The sequence below is a fragment of the Bradyrhizobium sp. NBAIM08 genome (assembly GCF_020193935.1).
GTDB classification, from domain to species: Bacteria; Pseudomonadota; Alphaproteobacteria; order Rhizobiales; family Xanthobacteraceae; genus Bradyrhizobium; species Bradyrhizobium yuanmingense.
The window spans coordinates 1-416 of the sequence record NZ_JADYVR010000764.1; the positions used below are offsets into that span (position 1 = coordinate 1).

The following is a 416-nucleotide window of genomic DNA, read 5'->3' on the forward strand; positions in this document are numbered from 1 at the left end:
CACAAGGCCACTTCCCACCGGAGTGGAAAGTGGCCTGTGATCCGTTGCTCGATCTTCGGAGTTTGTGGAGCTGAGGGGAATCGAACCCCTGACCCTCTCCATGCCATGGAGATGCTCTACCAACTGAGCTACAGCCCCGTGATCAGCGGACATGAAGATAGCAGCGCGCCGTTCTCGCCCCAACCCAACATCCGATGCCGCCGCGAGTTTCGGCCGGAGTTTGCGTCACACGGACGTCAGCGGCCCGTCACATCGAGCGGCGAGCCCGCAGACGGCTGCGCAACGGACCGACGGCGAGCCGCATCACGATCGTGATCAGCGCGGTGGAGAGAATGGAATGAGCCGTCAACGGCAGCCGGGCGAGGAAGGGGGCGACGAAGATCGACGCGAACAACGCGACCGGGTAGACCCACAGC

Annotated in this window: 1 tRNA gene; it reads right to left on the bottom strand. The window is 63.5% G+C overall.

Annotated features, from left to right (window positions below):
- Positions 1 to 65: 65 nt before the first annotated feature.
- Positions 66 to 138 (bottom strand) — tRNA-Ala (locus I6F37_RS41950).
- Positions 139 to 416 lie beyond the last annotated feature (278 nt).